Here is a 22129-nt window from a genome sequence, read left to right as displayed (position 1 = left end):
GACGAGGCTGCGGTGGCGCAGTCTCTCGCCGGGATGACCGATCGGCTGGGTATCGCGGCGGTCAACGGGCCTGCCGCCGTGGTGGTGTCCGGTGCCGTCGAGGCTCTCGACGAGGTGGAGCGGGTCTGGCGTGATCGGGGGGTGCGTACCCGCCGCCTGGCGGTGAGCCACGCGTTCCACAGTCCGTTGATGGAGCCGATGCTGGCCGAGTTCCGTACGGTCCTGGACGGGTTGGTGTTCTCCGCGCCGCTGCTGCCGGTCGTGTCGAACGTGACGGGGGCGCTGGCTGGTGACGAGATCCGTACCCCGGAGTATTGGGTGCGGCATGTGCGGGAGGCGGTGCGGTTCGCCGATGGTGTGACGGCGCTGCGCGGGGCGGGTGTGGACACGTTCCTGGAGGTCGGGCCGCGTAGCGTGCTGACGGCGATGGTCGGCGACGCCTTGCCGGGTGGGGACGGTGTGCTGGCCGTTGCCGCGCAGCGTGGGGATCGGCCCGAGGTGCAGGGGTTGTTGGCCGGGCTGGCCGAGTTGCATGTGCACGGGGTGGCCCTGGACTGGCGGCAGTGGTTCGTCGACACCGTCGCGCGGCGGGTGGACCTGCCCACGTACGCGTTCCAGCACCAGCGCTACTGGCCCGAGGGCACGGCCGAGAAGCGGGCCGCCTTGGACGGCGGCGACGTCGAGTTCTGGACCGCCGTCGAGCGTGGCGACCTGGCCGCCCTCGCCGCCGAACTCGGCGACGACCCCGCCGCCCTGGACACGCTCGGCCCGGCCCTGCCGGTCCTCTCGCGCTGGCGTCGGCACCGGTCCGGGGCCACCGCGCTGGACGGGTGGTCGTACCGGATCGGGTGGGAGCCGGTCCGGCCGAACCCGAAGACCAGGCTGTCCGGGCGGTGGCTGATCGTCACCGTCGACAGCGGCGCCGACGCGGGCGTGGCGAAGACCCTCACCCAGGCCGGTGCCCGGGTGGGCACGCTCACGCTGTCGTCCACCCTCGACCGCGCCGACCTGGGCGAGCGGCTGCGCCGGATCAGCGGGGACGGCTGGGCCGGGGTGCTCTGCGTCCTGCCCCGCCAGGACCGGCCCCCGGCGCACACGCCGGTGTTGCCCGCTGGCACGGCCGCCCTGCTCACCCTCGTCCGGGCGCTCACCGACACCGGCCTGGCCGGACGGGTGTGGGCGCTCACTCGGACCGCGATGCCCGTCACGGCCGGCGAACGGGTCGACGACGTCTGGGCGGCCCTGGCCTGGGGCCTGGGCCGGGTCGTCGCCCTCGAACAGCCGGACCGCTGGGGCGGGCTGGTCGACCTGCCCGCCCGCGCCGACCGCGGCGCCCGCGCCGGGCTCGTCGCGGTCCTCGCCGACGGCACCCTGGACCAGGTGGCCGTCCGGCGCAGCGGCATCTTCGGCCGGCGGCTGGTGCCGGCCGTGCCGCCCGTGGGTGCGGGTTGGCGGCCTGCCGGGACGGTGCTGGTGACCGGTGGTACGGGTGCGTTGGGTCGGCATGTGGCGCGCTGGTTGCTGGCGAACGGGGCCGGTGAGGTGGTGCTGGTTTCGCGGCGGGGTCCGGGGGCGCCGGGTGCGGCGGGGTTGGTGGCCGAGTTGGGTGCGGTGCGGGTGGTGGCGTGTGACGTCACCGACCGGGTGGCGGTCGAGGCTCTGGTCTCCGGGCTGCCGGAGCTGACCGCCGTCGTGCACACCGCCGGGACGTCCGGCGGCACCACCCCGGCGTACGAGGTGACCGACGGCGAGCTGTCGGACACCCTGGCCGGCAAGGTGCTCGGCGCCCTGCACCTCGACGCCGCCTGCCGGGGTCGCGACCTCGACGCGTTCGTGGTCTTCTCCTCGGTCGCCGGTGTCTGGGGCGGCGGCGGGCAGGCCGGCTACGCGGCCGGCAACGCCCTGCTCGACACCCTCGTCGCCGCCCGCCGGGCGAAGGGCCTGCCCGCCACCGCGCTGGCGTACGGCCCGTGGGCGGAGGACGGCATGGCCGCCGGGGAGACAGCCGACGGCCTGCGCCGCCGCGGGTTCAACCCGCTCGCGCCCGACGCCGCCGTCGCGGCACTCGGCCGCTGGGTGAACGCCCCCGAGGCGGCCCCGGTGATCGTGGACGTCGACTGGTCCCGGTTCGTCACGGCGTTCACCGCCGCACGGCCGAGCCACCTCTTCGACCGGGTCGCCCCCGCCGTGGCCGAGGAGCCGCAGCGGCCGGAGAGCGCCGCCGCCACCGACGGGCTGCGCAACCGGCTCGCCACGCTGCCGGCGACCGGCCAGGAAGCGCTGCTGGTCGACCTCGTCCGCGCGGAGGCGGCGGCCGTGCTGGGCCACCCCACCACCGACCAGGTGCCGGCCGGCCGGGCGTTCCGGGAACTGGGCTTCGACTCCCTCGCCGCCGTGCAACTGCGGGACCGGCTGGGCCGGGTCACCGGCCTGGCCCTGCCGTCGACAGTGGTCTTCGACCACCCGTCGGCGGCGGAACTGGCCCGCTTCCTGCGTACCGAGATCGTCATCGGCGCGGACGGCGGCCCGGTCACCGGCGGCGTGGCCTCTGCCCGGCCGGCGGCCGACGAGCCGATCGCGATCGTCTCCATGGCCTGCCGCTTCCCGGGCGGGGTGTCGTCGCCGCAGGAGCTGTGGCGCCTGCTGGCCGAGGGGGTGGACGCGGTCACGCCGATGCCGACCGACCGGGGCTGGGACCTCGACGGCCTGTTCGACAGCGACCCGGAGCGGATCGGCACCAGCTACACCCGCAGCGGCGGCTTCCTGCACGACGTCGTCGGCTTCGACGCGGCGTTCTTCGGGATCAACCCGCGCGAGGCCCTCGCCATGGACCCGCAGCAGCGGCTGCTGCTGCACACCACCTGGGAGGTCTTCGAACGCGCCGGAATCGACCCGTACCGGGTACGCGGCTCCGCCACCGGCGTCTTCATGGGCACCAACGGGCAGGACTACGCCACGCTGCTGCTGGGCGCCCGCTCGCAGGTGGAGGGCTACCAGGCGACCGGCAACGGCGCGTCGGTGGTCTCGGGCCGCCTGGCGTACTCGTTCGGGCTGCACGGCCCGGCGGTCACCGTCGACACGGCCTGCTCGTCGTCGCTGGTGGCGCTGCACCTGGCCGCGCAGGCGCTGCGTAGCGGCGAGTGTGACCTCGCCCTCGCCGGCGGCGTGACGGTGATGTCGACCCCGGGCGCGTTCCTGGAGTTCTCCCGGCAGCGCGGTCTCGCGGCCGACGGGCGGGTCAAGGCGTTCGCCGAGGCCGCCGACGGCACGGGCTGGGGCGAGGGCGTCGGCGTCCTGCTGCTCCAGCGGCTCTCCGACGCCCAGCGCGACGGCAACCGGATCCTCGCCGTCGTACGGGGAAGCGCCGTCAATCAGGACGGCGCGAGCAACGGCCTCACCGCCCCGAACGGGCCCGCCCAGCAGCGGGTCATCCGGCACGCGCTGGACAACGCCGGCCTCACTCCCGCCGACGTGGACGTCGTCGAGGCGCACGGCACCGGCACCACCCTCGGCGACCCGATCGAGGCGCAGGCGCTGCTGGCCACGTACGGCAGGGACCGAACCGCCGAGCGGCCACTGTGGCTCGGGTCGGTGAAGTCGAACATCGGTCACACCCAGGCCGCGGCGGGCGCGGCGAGCCTGATGAAGATGGTGCTGGCCCTGCAACACGGGGTGCTGCCGAAGACCCTGCACGTCGACGCGCCGACCCCGCACGTCGACTGGTCCTCCGGCACGCTGGCGCTGCTCACCGAGGCACGACCGTGGGCCGCCACGGACGGGCCCCGCCGGGCCGGCGTCTCCTCGTTCGGCATCAGCGGCACCAACGCCCACGTGATCATCGAGGAGGCCCCGGAGCCGGTCGGCGCCGCCGACACCGCAGCGTTCGAAGCGACCGTGGGGCACGGCGAAGCGCGACTCGACCACCGCGCCGTGGCCCTGCCGTGGCCGGTCTCCGCCGCCGATCCGTCCGCGCTGCGCGAGCAGGCCGGGAGGCTGGCCGACCGCGTCGCGATCGGCGACGACCCGCCCGGCCTGGTCGCCTGGGCGCTCGCCGCCGGCCGCGCCCACCTCGGCCGGCGGGCCACCGTGATCGCCGCCGACCGGGAGACCCGGCTGGCCGCGCTGCGCGCCCTGGCCGCCGGGGAGGAGCACCCCGCGGTGGTCACCGCCCGACGACGCGCCGGCGGCCTCGCCGTCCAGTTCTCCGGTCAGGGCGCCCAGCGCCCCGGCGCCGGCCGCCAGTTGTACGACACGTTCCCCGTCTTCGCGGCGGCCCTCGACGAGGTCTGCGCGGCGCTGGACCACCAGCTGCCGCAGCCGCTGAAGCCGGTGCTGTTCGCGGCCGAGGGCAGCACCGAGGCGGCGCTGCTCGACGAGACGGTCTTCACCCAGGCGGGTCTGTTCGCGCTGGAGGTGGCCCTGTTCCGGCTGGTCGAGTCGTTCGGGGTGGTGCCCGGGCACGTCGCCGGGCACTCCATCGGCGAGATCACCGCCGCGCACGTCGCCGGCGTGCTGTCCCTCGCCGACGCCGCCACGCTGGTGGCCGCCCGGGGAAGGCTCATGCAGGCCCTGCCCGCCGGGGGCGGGATGCTCGCCGTCGCCGCCGACGAGGCGGCCGTCGTCGAGTCCCTGGCCGGGCTGGGTGACCGGGTCGGCGTCGCCGCCGTCAACGGCCCCACCGCCGTGGTGCTCGCCGGGGCCGTCGACGCCCTCGACGGGCTGGAGCGGCTCTGGCGGGAACGCGGGGTTCGCACCCGCCGGCTGCGGGTCGGCCACGCGTTCCACAGCCCGCTGATGGAGCCGGTCCTGGCCGAGTTCCGGACCGTCCTCGACGGCTTGGCGTTCGCCGCGCCGCTGCTGCCGATCGTGTCGAACCTGACCGGGCGGCTCGCCGAGCCCGACGAGATCCGTACGCCCGACTACTGGGTGCGCCACGTCCGCGAGGCCGTCCGGTACGCCGACGGGATCGCCGCGCTGCGCGACGCGGGCGTGGACACCTTCCTGGAGCTCGGACCGCAGGCGGTGCTGACGGCGATGGTCGCCGGCCTGCTGCCCGGCGACGAGGACGGCACTGCCGTGGCGGCGCTGCGCGTCGGCGCCGACGAGCCGGCCGCCCTGCTCGCCGCGCTGGCCGTCGTGGACGGCACCGGGCGGGACGTCGACTGGGCGGCGGTGCTCGCCGCGCTGGCCGGCCCTCGCCCGGATCCCCGCCTGCTGCCCGAGCTGCCGACGTACGCGTTCCGTCCGCAGCGCTACTGGCCGACCCTCGACACGTTGCCGACACCGGCGGCCGACCCGGTCGACGACGCGTTCTGGCGGGCCGTCACCGACGGCGACCTGGGCCGCCTCGGCCTCGACCTGGACCAGCCGATGCGCGAGCTGCTGCCGGAACTGGAGTCGTGGCGGCGTCGCCAGCAGCTCGACGGCACCCTGGCCGGCTGGCGGTACCGGGTCACCTGGGAACGCCGGGCGCTGACCGGCGCCGACCCGGGCACGTGGCTGGTGGTGGCTCCGCCGCACCGGGTCACCGACCGGGTGCTCGCCGCCCTCACGGCCGGCGCCGCGGCGGTGCACCTGCTGACCGTCGACCCGGCCACCATCACCCGCGACGGACTGGCCGCCGACCTCGACCGGCTCGCCGCCGCGCACCAGCCGACGGCACTGCTGTCCCTGCTGGCGTTGGACGAGGCGCCGCACCCGGAGCAGACCGCACTGCCGACCGGCCTGGCGGCGAACCTGCTGCTGGTGCAGGCGCACGCCGGCCGCTCCGGCCCGGCCGTGCCGCTGTGGCTGGCCACCACCGGCGCCGTCGCGGTCGACGGGGAAGCGGTCGCGCACCCGACGCAGGCCACCACGTGGGGCCTCGGCCTCGTCGCCGCGCTGGAGCACCCCCGGCACGTCGGCGGAGTCGTCGACCTGCCGGCGGGCCCGGCCGAGGCGGCGTACGCGGTCCTGGTCGGGGCGCTGGCCAACGTCGACGGCGAGGACCAGCTCGCCGTCCGGGAGGCGGGCGTGCACACCCGGCGGCTGGTCCGCGACACCGGGCTGCCGGCGGCGGGCGACGGCTACCGGCCGAACGGCACCGTCCTGCTCACCGGCGGGACCGGCGCCCTCGCCCGGCACACCATCGACTGGCTGGGCCGCCACGGCGCCGAGGTGCTCCCGCTGGCCGAGCCGGCCACCGGCAAGCTCGGCGACCTGCTGGAGCAGCTCGCCGCCGAGGAACGGTCGGTGACCGCGCTCGTGCACGTCCCGGCCGAGACCGGCTCGGTGCCGCTCGCCGAGCTGACCCTCGCCGGCCTGGCCGCCGACCTGGCCGCCACCGTCGGCGACGTCCCCAGGTACGCCGACGAGCTGGCGCACCGCCCGCTTGACGCGTTCGTGCTGTGCACCTCGACCACGGGGGTGTGGGGAGCGGGCGGACGGGCCGGCCAGTCCGCCGGCGATGCGCTGCTGCACGCGCTCGCCGCGAACCGGCGGCACGGGGGACTGGCGGCCACCGCCGTGGCGTGGGGCCCGTGGAGCGACGACCCCGAGTCGCCCGAGCAGGCGCAGCTGCGCCGGCGGGGCCTGCCGGGGTTGCCCCCGGAGCTGGCCCTCGAGGCGTTCGGGCAGGCGCTGCGGGCGGAGGCGGGGCTGATCGTCGCCGACGTGCGCTGGGACCGGTTCGTGCCGACGTTCGCGTCGATGCGGCAGTGCCCGCTGCTGACGGGGGTTCCGGAGGCGGACGCGGCGATGCCCGCCGACGACGAGCGCCAGCCGGCGGACGACGAGGCGGCGACCGCGCTGCGGGAGCGGCTGCGGCCGCTGAGCCCCGCCGAACGCGAAGACGTCCTCGTCGATCTCGTGGGCGGCCTGGCGGCGACCGTGCTCGGCCACGGCCGGGACGCGGGGCTGGAGCCCGACCGGGCGTTCCGCGAGGTCGGGTTCGACTCGATGACGGCCGTGGAGCTGCGCAACCGGCTCCGCGCCGCCACCGGCGTCCAACTGCCCGCCGCCGTGGTGTTCGACTACCCCACGCCGGCGGCCCTCGCCCGGCACCTGCGCGACCGGCTCGCGGAGGACGGCGCCGCCGCGGCGGCCCCGCTGCTCGCCGAGCTGGAACGGCTCGACGGTGTCTTCGCGGCCGACGCGCCGGACCGGCTGACCCGGCAGAAGCTGCTGGTGCAGCTGCAGGCGTTCGTCGCCCGGTGGGGCGACGACCGTGGTCCCGTCGAGGAGAAATCGGCCACGCACACCCTCGACGACGCCACCGATGCCGAGATCTTCGATTTCATCCACCGCGAGCTGGGTGGCCCCGGCGGCAATTTGCCGAGGATCTAGAAATGGTGTCGTACGACAGTTGTCGACGGTCGTGACACGCTGGGCCGGGCGGGTCCGCGCACCCGCCCGGCCGCATCCCGCGAGGGCGGTGCGCCGCACCGCTCGCGGGGCGGGTCGGCCCAGCCTGCGCCCCCGCCACCTAGGGGCACCCGTAGGGGCACGCTAGGGGTTGTGACCGCCGTCCGGCGACAATTACCTTTCGTCCGGCGCGTAAGACCTGGTGGGGGGCTGAAACGCCAATTTGTCTGGCAATTCGTGGTCGGCTGAATGGGTTTGGATCTTCGCGGCTTGTGGCGTCCGTGGACGGTATTGGGTCGCTGTTTCTCTCCGACCCGAAGAGGTGGCGTCAATGGCGACTGAAGATACGCTCCGCGAGTACCTGAAATGGGTGACGGCGGACCTTCACCAGACCCGGAGGAAGCTCGGCGAGCTTGAGGCGGCCAACCGCGAGCCGATCGCCATCGTCGGCATGGCCTGCCGCTTCCCCGGCGGGGTGGCCTCGCCCGAGGAACTGTGGGAACTCGTCGACTCCCGCCGCGACGCCTGCTCCGCGTTCCCCACCGACCGCGGCTGGGACCTGGCGCGGCTGTTCCACCCGGACCCCGACCACCCCGGCACGTCGTACGTGGCCGAGGGCGGCTTCGTCGACTCCGCCACCGAGTTCGACGCCGCGTTCTTCGGCATCTCGCCGCGCGAGGCGCTGGCCATGGACCCCCAGCAGCGGCTGCTGCTGGAGACGTCGTGGGAGGCGTTCGAGCACGCCGGCATCGACCCCTCGACGCTGCGCGGCCACCAGGTCGGGGTGTTCGCCAGCACCACCGGCCAGGACTATGTGGGGCTGCTCCAGCAGCCGCCGCCCGGCACCGAGGGCTACCTCCTCACCGGCACCGCGGCCAGCGTCGTGTCCGGCCGGATCTCGTACGCGCTCGGCATCGAGGGCCCCGCTGTCACCGTCGACACCGCCTGCTCGTCGTCGCTTGTCGCGCTGCACCTGGCCTGCCAGGCGCTGCGGCAGGGCGAGTGCACCCTGGCACTGGCCGGCGGGGCCACCGTCATGTCCACCCCGTCCGCCTTCATCGGCTTCAGCCGCCAGCGGGGCCTGGCCATGGACGGCCGGGTCAAGTCGTTCGCCGCCGCCGCCGACGGCACCGCCTGGGGCGAGGGAGCCGGACTGCTGCTCGTCGAGCGGCTCTCCGACGCCCGCCGCAACGGCCACCCCGTCCTCGCGGTCGTACGCGGCAGCGCGGTCAACCAGGACGGCGCGAGCAACGGGCTGACCGCCCCCAACGGCCCGTCCCAGCAGCGGGTCGTGCTCCAGGCGCTGGCCAGCGCCCGGCTCGCGCCCGAGCAGGTCGACGTGGTGGAGGCGCACGGCACCGGCACCACCCTCGGTGACCCGATCGAGGCGCAGGCGCTGCTGTCGACGTACGGGCAGGGCCGTCCGGCCGGCCGGCCGCTCTGGCTCGGCTCGGTGAAGTCGAACATCGGCCACACCCAGGCCGCCGCCGGCGTGGCCGGCGTGATCAAGATGGTGATGGCGTTGCGGCACGACACCGTGCCCGCCACCCTGCACGTCGACGAGCCGACGCCCAACGTGGACTGGACGGCCGGCGCGGTGTCGCTGGCGACCGAGCCGCAGCCGTGGCCCGCCGGGGAACAGCCCCGCCGCGCGGGCATCTCCTCCTTCGGCATGAGCGGCACCAACGCCCACGTGATCATCGAGGAGGCGCCCGCCGCCGACCCGGCCCCGGCGGACGCCCCGGACGGCCCCGCCGCCGCGACCGACCCGGTCACCGTGCCCGGCACCGCCCCGGTCGACGGTGCCGGCCTCGTGCCGGTGCTGGTCTCCGCCCGCGACGCCGCGTCCCTGACCGCTCAGGCCACCCGCTGGGCCGACTGGCTCGACGAGCGTCCCGAGCTGCGGCTGACCGATGTCGGCTGGTCGTCGGCGAGCACCCGGGCCGGCCTCGAACACCGTGCCGTGCTGCTCGCCGGCGACCGCGCCGACCTGACCGTCGCCCTGCGCGCGCTGGCCGCGGGCGGCGACGCCCCGGGCCTGGTCACCGGTGCGGGCCCGCGCGGCGGCAAGCTCGCGTTCCTCTTCTCCGGCCAGGGCGCGCAGCGCAGCGGCATGGGCCGCGAGCTGGCCGCCGCGTTCCCCGTCTTCGACCGGGCGCTGGCCGAGGTCTGCGCCGAGTTGGAGCGGCACCTGCCCCGCCCGCTCGCCCCGGTGCTCTTCGCGCCCGAGGGCGACGAGGCCGGCGCGCTGCTCAACCAGACCCTCTACACCCAGGCCGGCCTGTTCGCCGTCGAGGTCGCGCTGTTCCGGCTCCTGGAGAGCTGGGGGATCGTCCCGGACGTGCTGCTCGGCCACTCGATCGGCGAGCTCTCCGCCGCGCACGCGGCCGGTGTGCTGTCGCTTCCCGACGCCGCCACACTGGTGGCCGCCAGGGGCCGGCTGATGCAGGCCCTGCCGGCCGGCGGTGCGATGCTGGCCGTCCAGCTCCCCGCCGACGCCGTCCGGGCCGCCCTGGCCGGCGTCGAGGACGCCGTCGCCGTCGCCGCCGTCAACGGGCCCACCGCCGTCGTCGTCTCCGGCGCCGCAGTCGTCGTCGAGGAACTCGAACGCCGCTGGGCCGACCAGGGGGTACGTACCAGGCCGCTGCGGGTCAGCCACGCCTTCCACAGCCCGCTGATGGAACCGATGCTCGCCGAGTTCGCCGCCGTGGTGCGCCGGCTGGAGCTGCACCCGCCGGCGCTGCCGATCGTGTCGAACCTGACCGGCGCCGTCGCCGACGCCGACGAGATCCGCACCGCCGAGTACTGGGTGCGGCACGTGCGGGAGGCGGTCCGCTTCGCCGACGGCGTCGAGCAGCTGCGGGCCCTGGGCGTGCGTACGTTCCTGGAGGTCGGCCCCAGCGGGGTGCTCACCGCGCTGGCCCGCGACGTCCTGGCCGGCGACGAGACCGCCGCCGTGGCGCTGCTGCGCCGCGACCGCCCCGAGCCCACGTCGGCGCTGACCGCCCTCGCCGAGCTGCACGTCGGCGGGGTGGAGGTCGCCTGGACGCGGCTGTACGCGGGCGCCGAGACCGCGCGGGTGCCGCTGCCCGGGTACGCTTTCCGCCGCCAGCGCTTCTGGCCCGAGCCGCCGCCCGCCGGCCCCGACACCGCCTCCGTCGACGGCGACGACGAGCTCTGGGCCGCCCTGGAGCAGGCCGACGTCGACACGCTGCGCGGCGAGCTGGGCGACGACGACGAGCAGGTGCGGGCGCTGCTGCCTGCGCTGCCCGTGCTGTCCTCCTGGCGCCGGTCCCGTCGGGAACGCTCCCTCGTGGACGGCTGGTCGTACCAGGTGAGCTGGCAGCCCGTGCCGGTCGGGGACGGCGACGCCCCGGCGGGCCGCTGGCTGGTCGTGCTGCCCGCGCAGGACGCGCCGGCGTGGGCCGACGGCCTGGCCGGACTCTTCGGCGACGCCGAGCCGCTTGTGCTGCGCGTCGGCGCCGCGGACCTGGACCGCGCGGCGCTCGCCGCCCGGATCCGGGTGCTGACCGGCGGCCGCGGTGTCGACGGCGTGCTCGCCGTCGTCGCCGGCCAGGACCGGCTGCTGCCCGAGCACCCCGGTGTGACCCTCGCCGCCGCCGGCACCCTCGCCCTCGTCCAGGCGATGACCGATTTGGACCTGGTGGCGCCGCTGTGGTGCGTCACCAGCGGCGCGGTGGCGGCGGCCCCGGGCGACCGGGTCACGCACCCGCTGCAGACCGAGGTCTGGGGCCTCGGCCGCGCGGCGGCTGTCGAGCAACCGCACCGCTGGGGCGGCCTGGTCGACGTGCCGGCCACCGTCGACGCGGCCACCACCCGGCGGCTCGCCGCCGTGCTGGCCGGCCACGGCGGCGAGGACCAGGTGGCCGTGCGCCCCGGCGGCACCTGGGCCCGGAGGCTCACCCCGGCCCCGCCGCCGACCGACGAGAACCCGGCCGGTGACTGGTGGTCCGGCGCCGTCCTGGTCACCGGCGGCACCGGCGCCCTCGGCGGCCACGTCACCCGCTGGCTGCTCGACCGGGGCGCCGGACGGGTGGTCCTGGCCAGCCGCCGGGGCGCCGCCGCCCCCGCCGTGGCGGACCTGCTCGACCGGTACGGCGCCGACGGGCGGGTCACCGCCGCCACCTGCGACGTCACCGACCGGCGGTCCGTGGCGGACCTGGTCGGCTCGCTGCCCGACCTGACGGCGGTCGTGCACGCCGCCGGCACCGACCAGCTCACCCCGATCACCGACACCACCCTCGACGAGTTCTCCCACGTCGTCGCGGGCAAGGTGCTCGGCGCCCTGCACCTCGACGCCTGCCTCGCCGAGCGTGACCTCGCCGCGTTCGTCATGTTCTCCTCCATCTCCGGCGTGTGGGGCAGCGCCGGGCAGTGCGCGTACGGCGCCGGCAACTCCCTGCTGGACGCCCTGGCGGTCAACCGGCGCGACCGGGGCCGGCCGGCCACCGCCGTGTCCTGGACGGCCTGGGGCGGCGCGCACGGCATGGCCGCCGAGAACGTCGCCACCGAGCAGCTCAACCGGATGGGCCTGCCGCCCGTCGACCCGGAGAAGGCGCTCGTCGCCCTCGACCGGGCGCTGCGGCGGCCCACGCCCTGCGTGACCGTCGCCGACGTCGACTGGAGCCGGTTCCACCCCGCGTTCACGGTGGCCCGGCCCAGCCCGTTCCTCGGCGACCTGCCGCAGGTGCGGGCGCTCGTCGCGCAGGAGGAGGCCGCCGCGCCGGCGGACGGGGTCGCGGCGCCGCTGCGCCACCTCGCGGCTCTCCCGGCGGCGGAGCAGGAGCGGGAGCTGCTGCGGCTGGTCAACGAGCAGACCGCGGCGGTGCTGGGCCATGCCACCCCCGACGAGCTGCGCGGGCGCCCGTTCAAGGACCTCGGCTTCGACTCGCTGACCGCCGTGGACTTCCGGGGGCGGCTGAACGCGGCCACCGGCCTGCGGCTGCCCACCACGCTGGTCTTCGACTACCCGACCCCCGCCGAGCTGGCCGCGCACCTGCGCGAGCTGGTCTCCGGCGCCACCCCGGCCGACGCCCCGCAGGCCGTCGTCGTCGACGCCGACGAGCCCGTCGCGATCGTCGGCATGGCCTGCCGCTACCCCGGGGGCGTCGACGGGCCGGAGGCGTTCTGGCGGCTGGTCGCCGACGGCGTGGACGCCATCTCGCCGTTCCCCACCGACCGGGGCTGGGAGATCCCCGAGCCGGCCGAGGGGACGCACCCGCCGGCGGGCGGCTTCCTCCACGACGTGGCGGACTTCGACCCCGCGTTCTTCGAGATCTCGCCCCGCGAGGCCCTCGCCATGGACCCGCAGCAGCGGCTCACCCTGGAGACGTCCTGGGAGGCGCTGGAGCGGGCCGGGGTGGATCCGGCGTCGCTGCGGGGCACCCGTACGGGCGTCTTCGTGGGTGCCTCCACCTCCGGCTACGGCACGGGGCTGACCGAGGTCCCCGAGGGCGTCGAGGGCTATCTGATGACGGGTGCCGCGCACAGCGTCATCTCCGGCCGGGTCGCGTACGCCCTCGGGCTGGAGGGCCCCGCCGTCACCGTCGACACGGCCTGCTCCTCGTCCCTGGTGGCGCTGCACCTCGCCGGCGCGGCGCTGCGGCGCGGCGAGTGCGACCTGGCGCTGGCCGGCGGCGTGGCCGTGATGGCCACCCCGACGGCGTTCCAGGAGTTCTCCCGCCAGGGCGGACTCGCCTCCGACGGGCGGTGCAAGTCCTTCGCCGCGACGGCGGACGGCACCGGCTGGTCCGAGGGCGTCGGCATGCTGCTCGTGCAGCGGCTCTCCGACGCCCGGCGGCAGGGCCGCCGTGTCCTCGCCGTGGTACGCGGCTCCGCCGTCAACTCCGACGGCGCGTCGAACGGGCTGACCGCCCCCAACGGACCTTCCCAGCAGCGGGTGATCCGGCAGGCGCTGGCCGGCGCCGGGCTGGCGGTCACCGATGTGGACGTCGTCGAGGCGCACGGCACCGGCACCGTCCTCGGTGACCCGATCGAGGCGCAGGCGCTGCTGGCGACGTACGGTCAGGACCGGGGCGACGCCGGCCCGCTGCTGCTGGGCTCGGTCAAGTCGAACATGGGCCATGCGCAGGCCGCCGCCGGTGTGGCCGGCGTGATCAAGATGGTGCTGGCGATGCGGGAGGGCACCGTACCGGCGACGCTGCACGTGGACGAGCCGTCGCCACATATCGACTGGTCGGCCGGCGACGTGGAGCTGGTGACCCGGTCCCGGCCGTGGCCGGCCGCCGACCGGCCCCGCCGCGCGGCGGTCTCCTCGTTCGGCATCTCCGGCACGAACGCCCACGTGGTCGTCGAGCTGCCCGCCGACGCCGAGGCGGCCGACGCGCCGATGCCGCCGGCAGCCGCTGCGGCGGGGGAGCGTGCCGCCGGGCTGCTCACCGCCGACGTGGTGGCCTGGCCCGTCTCGGCCCGCTCCACCTCGGCCCTGGCCGCGCAGGCGTCCCGGCTGGCCCGGCACGTGCGCGCGCACCCCGGCCTCGCCCCGGCGGCGGTCGGCTGGTCCCTCGCCGCGACCCGCTCGGCGTTCGACCGGCGCGCCGCGGTGCTCGGCGCGACCCCCGGCGAGCTGCTGACCGGCCTGGACGCGCTCGCCGCCGGCACCCCGGCCGGCAACGTCGTGACCGGGACCGTCGCCAACCACGGCGCCGGACCGGTGTTCGTCTTTCCGGGCGCCGCCCCGGCGGGCGCGGTGGCCGCACTGGTGGGCCGCTGCCCGGTCTTCGACGACACCCTCGCCGAGTGCCGGCAGGCCCTCGCGCCCTGGGTCGACGTCGATCCGGCCGCACTGCTCACCGGCGCGGACGCTGCCTGGGCCGACCGGCCGGAGCTGGCCCGGCCCGTCCGGTTCGCCGTCGGCGTGGCGCTCGCGGCCGTCTGGCGGCACGCCGGTGTCACCCCCGCCGCTGTCGTCGGCACCGGCGACGGCGAGGTCGTGGCCGCGTACGTGGCGGGCCTGCTGTCCCTGCCCGACGCCGCTCGTACGGTGGCGATGCGGGCCCGTGCCGCCGCCGGCGGCCTGGACCACGACGGCCTCCGCGCCGCCCTGGCGGGGCTCGCGCCGCAGCCCGGGACCGCCCGGCTGGCCTCCACCGTCACCGGGGACTGGGCCGACGCGGCGGGCCTCGGCGCCGACCACTGGACCGACCCGGCCACCTTGGGCACCGACCCGGCCACCGCCGGCGTGGCCCCGGCCGTCCCGGGCGGTGGGGCCGGGGGGCCGCAGCGGCTCGACGCCGCCCTGCGTGCCGCCGTCGCGGCCGGACACCTGACCTTCGTGGCGGTCTCGCCGGAGCCGGCACTGGCTGCCGGGATCGCCGCCGCGCTCGACGCCGCCGGCACTTCCGGACACGTCCTGGACACCCTCGGCGGCTCGGCCGACGGCGCCACCCGGCTGCTGACCGGTCTCGCCACCGCGCACGCCCTCGGCCTGCCGGTGGAGCACCGCCGGCTGCTGCCCGAGTCCGAACCGGTCGACCTGCCCACGTACGCCTTCGACCGGCACCGCTACTGGCTGGAGCGCACCGGCGCGCACCGCTCCGTCCTGCCCGCCGTGGGCCTCGACGTGGTGGACCACCCGCTGCTCAGCGCGGTGGTCGACCTGCCCGGCGACGAGGGCCTGCTGTTCACCGGCCGGATCACCCTCACCACCCACCCCTGGCTCGCCGACCACGCGGTGCTGGGCACGGTGCTGCTGCCCGGGACGGCACTGGTGGAGCTCGCGTCCTGGACCGGCCGGCAGGCCGGCGCGGCGACCGTCGCCGAGCTGAACCTGGAGGCGCCCCTGGCGATCCCCACCGAGGGAGGAATCGACCTGCGGGTACGCGTCGGCCCGCCGGACGAGACCGGGCACCGGCCCGTCGCCATCCACACCCGGCCCGACGACGACACCGCGGCCGACGGTTCCCGGCCCTGGCATCGGCACGCGTCCGGGCAACTCGCCGACACCGTCGACCCGGACCCCGCGCCGGCCGCCGTGTGGCCGCCGGCCGACGCCGAGCCGATCGCCCTCGACGGGCTCTACGCCCGGCTCGCCGCCCAGGGCTACCACTACGGCCCCACCTTCCGGGCGCTGCGTGCCGCCTGGCGCTCGGGCCGGGACATTCTCGCCGAGGTCGCCCTGGACGCCGAAACATCCACCGACACCACGGCGTTCTCGGTGCACCCGGCCCTGATGGACGCGGCGCTGCACGCCATCGGCGCCAGCGCCACGGCCGGCGACCCCGCCGACGGCGCGTCGGGCACCGAGGGCGGCCCCGACATCCGCCCGGGCCTGCCGTTCACCTGGTCGGGCGTCACCATCCGGCCCACCCGGGCCCGCGAGCTGCGGATCCGGCTGCGCGCCGCCGACGCCGGTTCCGTGGCCCTGACCGTCACCGACACGGGCGCGACCCCGGTCGCCTCCGTCGACGGACTGGTCCTGCGGCCCATCTCCGGCGAGCAGCTCAGCGCCGCCCGCCGCTCCGCCAGCCGGTCCCTGCACCGCCTCGACTGGGTCGCCCCCACCACCGGCCGCGCGGACACCGCCTCCCGGCTGGTCGTTCTCGGCGCCGACTGGCCCGGTGCCGACCGGCACCCGGACCTGTCGACGCTGGTCGCCGACGTGCGCGCCGGTGCCGCCGCGCCCGACGCGGTGGTGGTGACCTGTGCCGGAGCCGCCGCCGACGAGCCGCACCCGGCCGCCCAGGCGCACCGGGTCGCCCACCGGATGCTCGCACTGGCCCAGCAGTGGCTCGCCGAGGAGACCCTGACCGCCGCCCGGCTGGTGGTGGTCACCCGGGGCGCCGTCCGGGTCGACCCGGACGAACGGATCGCCGACGTGCCGGCCGCCACCGCCTGGGGCCTGCTGCGCTCCGCCCAGTCGGAGAACCCCGACCGGATCGTGCTCCTCGACGTCGACGTCGACGCCCCGGCCGCCGCGCTGCTGCCGGCCGCCCTCGCCACGGGCGAACCCCAGCTCGCTGTACGCGCAGGCCAGCTCCGGGTGCCCCGGCTGACCCGTCTCGGGCCGCCCCCGGCCGAGGCGTCCGGCCCCGACCTGGCCGCCGGCACCGTCCTGGTGACCGGGGCGACCGGCCTGCTCGGGCGGCTCGTGGCACGCCGGCTCGTCAGCCGGCACGACGTACGGCACCTGCTGCTGGTCAGCCGCAGCGGGGCGGACGCCCCGGACGTCGCCGCGCTGGTCGACGAGCTGGCCGGACTGGGCGCCACCGCCCGGGTGGTCGCCTGCGACGTCACCGACCGCGTCGCGCTCGCCCTGCTGGTCGACCAGCTTCCCGCCGACCTGCCACTGACCGGCGTGGTGCACGCCGCCGGGGTGCTCGACGACGGTGTCCTGCCGGCGCTCACCCCGGAGCGCTTCGACACCGTGCTGCGACCCAAGGTCGACGCGGCCTGGCACCTGCACGAGCTGACCGAGAAGCTGGACCTGGCCGCGTTCGTGCTCTTCTCCTCGGCGGCCGGCCTCTTCGGCGGCCCCGGGCAGGCCAACCACGCGGCGGCGAACTGCTTCCTCGACGCCCTCGCCCAGCACCGGCGCGACCGGGGACTCCCGGCGCTCTCGCTGGCCTGGGGGCCGTGGGTAAACGACACCGGCGACGGGCAGACCGGGCACGTCGACGAGGCCCGGATGAACCGGGGCGGCTTCGTGCCGCTCGGCGCCGAGGAGGGCATGGACCTGTTCAGCGAGGCCCTGCGCTTCGCCGAGCCGGTGGTCGTACCGGTCAACCTGGACCTCGCGTTGATCGGCCGGCACGGGCCGGCGGCGGTGCCGCCGGTGCTGCGGTCGCTGGTGCGGCCGGTGGCGACCGGCGCGGCCCGGGCCGCCGAGCGGAACCCGGCCGAGGCGCTGCGGGAGACTCTCGCCGCCACGGCGGAGGCCGACCGCGACCAGGTGCTCTCCGACCTGGTGCGGACCCACGCCGCCGCCGTCCTCGGCTACGCGTCGATCCGCTCGATCGACGCCGAGCGCGGCTTCGTCGAGCTGGGCTTCGACTCGCTGACCGCGGTCGAGTTCCGCAACCGGCTCAACGCGGCCACCGGCCTGCGGCTGCCCTCCACGCTGATCTACGACCGGCCGACCACGGCCGCGCTCGTCGAGTACCTGCGCGGCGCGCTGCTGGCGGAGCGCAGCACGTCCGCGCTGACGGTGCTCGGCGAGCTGAACAAGCTGGAGCACGCCATGCGCGCGGTGTCCACCGGCGACACCGACCGGGCCGCCGTCGGCGCCCGGCTGCGCGAACTGCTCTCCCTGTGGACCTACACCGAGTCCGGTGCGGACTCCGCCGCCGACGAGGGCACCAGCCTCGAGTCGGCCTCCGCCGAGGAGATCTTCAGCCTGCTGGACGAAGAGTTCGGCTCGGCCTGATCCGGCATGTCGCACACCTCGAACCCCGATACGGAGTGGCCCGATGCCCACTGAGGCAGAGTTCCTCGACTACCTCCGGCGTGCCACTGCCGACCTGCGCGACGCGCGCCGGCGGGTACGCGAGGTGGAGGCCAAGGACCGCGAGCCGATGGCCGTCATCGGCATGGCGTGCCGGTTCCCGGGCGGGGTGTCCAGCCCGGCCGAGCTGTGGGACCTCGTCGACCGGGGCGGCGACGGGGTGGGCGACTTCCCGACCGACCGGGGCTGGGACCTGGAGCGGCTCTTCAACGTCGACCCGGACAACCCGGGCACGTCGACCAGCAACCAGGGCGGCTTCCTCTACGACGCGCCGCAGTTCGACCCGGGCTTCTTCGGCATCAGCCCCCGCGAGGCCCTGGCGATGGACCCGCACCAGCGGCTGCTGCTGGAGACCTCCTGGGAGGCGTTCGAGCACGCCGGCATCGACCCGCAGGCGCTGCGTGGCAGCCGGACCGGCGTCTTCGCCGGGGTCATGTACCACGACTACGCGTCGCGGGTGCTGGACCTGCCCGACGGCGTCGAGGGCTACATCGGCACCGGGAACTCCGGCAGCGTGGTGTCCGGCCGGGTGGCGTACACCTTCGGGCTGGAGGGCCCGGCCGTCACTGTGGACACGGCATGCTCGTCGTCGCTGGTCGCCGTGCACCTCGCGACGCAGGCGCTGCGCCAGCGGGACTGCGACTTCGCGCTCGCCGGCGGTGTGACGGTCATGTCCACCCCGGGCACCTTCGCCGACTTCTCCCGCCAGCGGGGCCTGGCCTCCGACGGCCGGTGCAAGTCGTTCGCCGCCGCCGCCGACGGCACCGGCTGGTCCGAGGGCGTCGGCGTGCTGCTCCTGCAACGGCTCTCCGACGCCCGCCGCGACGGCCGGCGCATCCTCGCCGTCGTCCGGGGCAGCGCGGTCAACCAGGACGGTGCCAGCAGCGGACTCACCGCCCCCAACGGCCCGTCGCAGGAGCGGGTGATCCGGCAGGCCCTCGCCAACGGCCGGCTCTCGCCGGCCGACGTCGACGTGGTCGAGGCGCACGGTACCGGCACCACCCTCGGCGACCCCATCGAGGCGCAGGCGCTGCTCGCCACGTACGGGCAGGACCGGGGCGACGGCGGGCCGCTCTGGCTGGGCTCGGTCAAGTCGAACCTGGGTCACACCCAGGCCGCCGCGGGCGCCGCCGGCCTGATCAAGATGATCGAGGCGATCCGCCACCGCACCATGCCCGCCACCCTGCACGTCGACGAGCCGTCCCCGCACATCGACTGGTCCGCCGGGCAGGTGTCGCTGCTGACCGAGGCGCGCGCGTGGTCGGCGACCGACCGGCCGCGCCGGGCCGCCGTGTCGTCCTTCGGCATCAGCGGTACGAACGCGCACGTCATCCTGGAGGAGGCGCCCGTCGACGACGCCCCGTCCACCGACGAGGCACCCTCCGGCGTCGACGCGCCGGTCGCGCTTCCGGTCGCCCCGGTGTTCCTCTCCGCCCGTACGCCCGAGGCGCTCGCCGGGCAGGCCGGCCGCTGGGCCGACCACCTCGCCCGCGTCGACGCCCCACGTCCGGTGGACGTCGCGGTCTCCTCGGTCAGCCGCGCGGGGCTCGAACACCGCGCGGTCGTCCTGGCCGGCGACGCGGACGACCTGCTCGCCGGGCTGCGGGCCCTAGCCGCGGGCGAGCCGACCGGCGCCGTCACCACCGGCGTGTCGGCCCCGCGTGGCCGCACCGCCTTCCTCTTCTCCGGCCAGGGCGCGCAGCGCGCCGGCATGGGTCGCGAGTTGTACGGGGCGTTCCCGGTGTTCGCCGCCGCTCTCGACGAGGTGTGCGGTCACCTGGATCCGTTGTTGCCGCGTTCGTTGCGGGAGGTGCTGTTCGCTGCGGCGGGCACGCCCGGGGCGGGGTTGCTGGATCAGACGGTGTTCACGCAGGCGGGGTTGTTCGCGGTTGAGGTGGCGCTGTTCCGCCTGGTGGAGTCGTTCGGTGTGGTGCCGGACCTGGTGGCCGGGCACTCCATCGGTGAGATCGCGGCGGCGCATGTGGCGGGTGTGCTGTCCCTGGCTGACGGGTGTGCGCTGGTCGCGGCGCGGGGTCGGCTCATGCAGGCGTTGCCGGCCGGCGGCGGCATGCTCGCCGTGGCCGCCGACGAGGCCGCCGTCGCCGCGTCCATGGCAGGGCTGTCCGGTCAGCTCGATTTGGCCGCTGTCAACGGCCCTGCCGCCGTGGTGGTCGCGGGCGACGTCGAGGCGCTCGACGAGGTGCAGCGGGTGTGGTCCGAGCGGGGTGTGCAGACCCGCCGCCTGCGGGTGAGCCACGCCTTCCACAGCGCCCGGATGGACCCGATGCTGGCCGAGTTCGCGGCAGTCGCCGAGGGACTGACGTTCCGGCCGCCGACGATCCCCGTGGTGTCGAACCTGACCGGCCGCGTCGCCGACGCCGACCAGCTCTGCGACCCGGGCTACTGGGTGCGCCACGTACGCGGCACCGTTCGCTTCGCCGACGCCGTCGACTGCCTGCGCGACGAGGAGGTCGACACCTACCTGGAGGTGGGACCGAACGGCGTCCTCACCGCCATGACGCAGAACTGCCTCGCCGAGCGCGCGGAGGACGATCCGGTGCCCCTGCTGGTGCCGGTGTCGCGCCACGACCGGCCTGAGCCGCAGGCCCTCCTGGAGGCCCTCGCGTCGCTGCACGTGCACGGCCGCGCCGTCGGCTGGGCGGGCCTGCTCGACCGGGCCGGCGGCCGGTACGTCGACCTGCCGACGTACGCCTTCCAGCACCAGCGCTACTGGCTGGAGCCGGCGGGCCGCTGGGCGGACGTCTCCGGGGCCGGCCTCGGCGCGGCCGGGCACCCGCTGCTCGGCGCGGCGGTCCGCGTGGCGGGCGAGGACATGGTGGTGCTGACCGGTCGTCTCTCGACGTCGACGCATGCGTGGCTTGCCGACCATGTCGTCTCGGGCACGGTGATCGTGCCGGGCGCCGCCCTGGTGGAGTTGGCGGTGCGGGCGGGCGACGAGGTGGCTGCGTCGCGGGTGCGCGAGTTGACGGTGGCCGCGCCGCTGGTGCTGCCGGGGTCCGGTGCCGTACGGGTGCAGGTGCGTGTCGGCGCGGCCGACGGGGCCGGTACCCGGGTTGTGGCGGTGCACTCGCAGGCCGAGGGCGACCCGGAGGCCGACTGGGTCCACCACGCGGAGGGTGTGCTGGAGCGGGCGACGGCCGACGAGCCGGGCGTGGGGGAGTGGCCCCCGGTCGACGGTGTCGAGGTGGATGTGGCGGGCTGGTATCCGGCCTTGGCGGAGCGTGGCCTGTGGTACGGGCCGGTGTTCCAGGGGCTGCGCCGGGTGTGGGCGTGCGGCGACGAGGTGTTCGCCGAGGTGGTGTTGCCGGATGAGGTGGCCGGTGACGCGGCGGGGTTCGGGGTGCACCCGGCGCTGCTGGACGCGGCCCTGCATCCGATCGGGCTGCTGCCCGGTGGCGAGGGTTCGGGTGGGGCGCGGGTGCCGTTCGCGTTCGAGGGTGTGCAGGTGTATGCCTCGGGTGCGCGGGTGCTGCGGGTGCGGTTGACGCGTACGGGTTCGGCGGTGCGTCTGGTCGCGTGCGACGAGTCGGGCGCGGCCGTGGTGTCGGTGGACACCCTCGCCCTTCGCGAACTGACCGGGGTGTCGTCGTCCTCGGACGCGTCGGCCCGGTCGCTGTTCGAGGTCGCCTGGCAGGCCCAGGAGGTCGCCCCGGCCGGGGACTCCTCCGGGTGGGCCCTGGTCGGCTCGCCCGCCGCCGCCGCCGCCGACCTGCCGGCCGTCGCTGAGCTGCCGGTGTACGCCGACGTCGAGGCGGTCGCCGTGGCGTCGGGTGTGGCGCCGCGCCTGTTGCTGGTGCCGGCTGGTGGCCTGCACCGGGCCCTTCACGTCGACACGGAACCTGCTTCGGTCCCCGGTGAGACGCACGCCGCCGCCGTCGACGATGGCCCCGAGTCGGTGCGGGCGGCGACCACGGCCGTGCTGGCGACGGTGCGGTCCTGGTTGGCGGCGGACGCGCTGGCGGAGTCGCGGTTGGTGGTGGTGACTCGGGGCGCGGTCGCGGTGGGTGCCGACGACCGGATGACGGACCTGGGCGGTGCGGCGGTGTGGGGTTTGCTGCGTTCGGCGCAGTCGGAGCATCCGGGTCGCATCGTCCTGGCGGATGTCGATGGCGACGTGGACGCCGGGCTGCTGGGTGTGCTGGCTTCGGTGGCCGACGAGCCGTCGACGCACGGCGGTCAGGTCGCGGTGCGTGCGGGTGGGGTGTTCGTGCCGCGTCTGGTGCGTGCGGTCGCCCCCTCGTCGGCGGACGGTGCCGTGGTGGGTGACGGCGCGGTGCTGGTGAC

3 protein-coding genes are annotated in these 22129 nt (G+C 76.3%); all 3 read left to right on the top strand.

The features are described from left to right. Positions 1-7323 (top strand): type I polyketide synthase (locus GA0070215_RS27005; protein WP_141708263.1); only part of this gene is annotated, 7323 nt, incomplete at its 5' end. Between the two features lie 349 nt (positions 7324-7672). Then, complete coding sequence (locus GA0070215_RS27000) at positions 7673-17746, top strand: type I polyketide synthase (RefSeq protein ID WP_091051492.1); 10074 nt, start codon at positions 7673-7675, stop codon at positions 17744-17746. A 43-nt stretch (positions 17747-17789) separates the two neighbouring features. Continuing rightward, a partial coding sequence (locus GA0070215_RS26995) for a type I polyketide synthase (protein WP_141708262.1) occupies positions 17790-22129 on the top strand: 4340 nt, incomplete at its 3' end.

The organism is Micromonospora marina, from assembly GCF_900091565.1.
Lineage (GTDB): Bacteria > Actinomycetota > Actinomycetes > Mycobacteriales > Micromonosporaceae > Micromonospora > Micromonospora marina.
The sequence above is the reverse complement of the archived record's forward strand: the minus strand, read 5'-3'. Positions and strand labels throughout refer to the sequence as shown.